The following is a 1575-nucleotide window of genomic DNA, read 5'->3' on the forward strand; positions in this document are numbered from 1 at the left end:
CAAGTTTGTGAACGGCCTCCGCATGGGTCGCGACCGGCAGATTTGTGATCAGTTTCCAGAATACAGGTGCCCGACCTTCTGGCGGGTCGAGCTCTTCGGCATAAATGATCGGAAGGTTCTGATGTGCATATTTCTTTTGCTTTCCGATCGGCGGGCGAACCGTCATCGAAGCGTGACGGATCGATAGGACCGCGTGATGGGCTTTCCCCTGCGCGTCGCGGAACTGGGTCTCGTGGGTGCCGCTGGATTGCACCTGCGCCATCACTTTCCCAATGGTCGTGTAGCCATTCTCCGCCAAGCGGTCGACACAACTGCGCACCAGGAACCCGGTTCCGAGTTCCTCAGCCAGGCAGTAGAGCTCGTAGATGTCGCTTTCCCGATCACCGATATGCACGCAGCGCTCGGGTGCACTCGCCAGTTCTGTGGATCGGCGCAGATTATCAAGCCAGCGCATGCTTTCCTTTTGCTCAATCGGCACCCGCGTTGGATTGATCTTGCGTTTAAGGGCACGGGTTCCCTTGAACTTAGCGCGCGACCAGAATTTCGCCGCCGTCAGGCCAAGGGGCAAACCCTCCGGCGTGATAGCCAGGCTGGCATGCATCAGGAGCCCAGAGACCGCATGTTTCTGATAGCGCCCGTCCTTTATCTTGCGTCCGGTCGACACGTGCGTGAACCCCACCTTCTGCGGATCCGCACGCTTGAAAGACAATTTCGTCGTGTCTTGAAGGATCAGAATGGCACCCTCAGTTGCGCTGATGCGCAAGGCAGAGGCGGCAAAATGGCCTGCGAGGATCTTGTCTTCACTGACATTCCCGTTCGAAAAGAAGCGGTAAGCAGCCTTGGTGTTCGACCAATCCTGAAACGCCGTCGGCAGCGGTTTCCCCGGTCGTTCCCCGAGAGCCTCGAACATTGCCCCAAGGCGCCGGTTTAGCCGGGCGTCCCCAAGATCGCACGCAGCCGTTTCTGCTGCCACCCAACTCTGCACCATCCGCGCACCTCAATCATTCGGTGCAACATGACGAATCATGATTGGGCCTATTCGGACAAGGCGAAGTCTGCTGGGTGAATCAATTTGCCGCACGACTTATGGGTAACTGCAAGCCTCGCCGTAGCCTTACGATTGACGCAAATTAAATCCCTGTTTTCAAGCGGTGCGCAATTGCCGGATCGCCTGCTTGTACGAGATCAGACGAGCGGCCTCTGCATCCCATAGATTAAGCGAGGCGCAGCGCAGGCTTTGGCGCAGGGTCATGCGGCTGACCTCCACCAGTTCCTGATGGTCGCGCAACACATCGGGCAGGCGATAGAACGGGATACGGCTGTAGAGGTGATGCACGTGGTGGATACCGATGTTGGCGGTCATCCAGCGCAGTACCGGCGGCAGGTCGTAATGAGAGCTGCCGTGAAGTGCCGCTTCGTGCAATTGCCAATCGGGCTCGCGTTCCCATTGGGTCGTCTCAAACTGGTGCTGGACATAAAACAGCCAGACCCCGGCAGAGGCGGCTACGAGCGTCGGCGGCAGGAACACGAAAGCCAGTGCCTGCCAACCACCAAAGACGAAGATCAGCGTCAGTG

At 58.2% G+C, this 1575-nt stretch carries 2 protein-coding genes; both read right to left on the bottom strand.

Translation table 11 applies throughout. The features are described 5' to 3' along the window. Positions 1-988, bottom strand: a 988-nt coding sequence (locus ACOI1H_RS25465) for an IS4 family transposase (protein ID WP_422441105.1), incomplete at its 3' end; no start/stop codon positions are given. A 156-nt stretch (positions 989-1144) separates the two neighbouring features. Further along, positions 1145-1575: fatty acid desaturase (locus ACOI1H_RS25470; protein ID WP_422441107.1), on the bottom strand; the 431-nt coding region annotated here is incomplete at its 5' end.

It is taken from the genome of Loktanella sp. DJP18, assembly GCF_049310965.1.
Lineage (GTDB): Bacteria > Pseudomonadota > Alphaproteobacteria > Rhodobacterales > Rhodobacteraceae > Loktanella.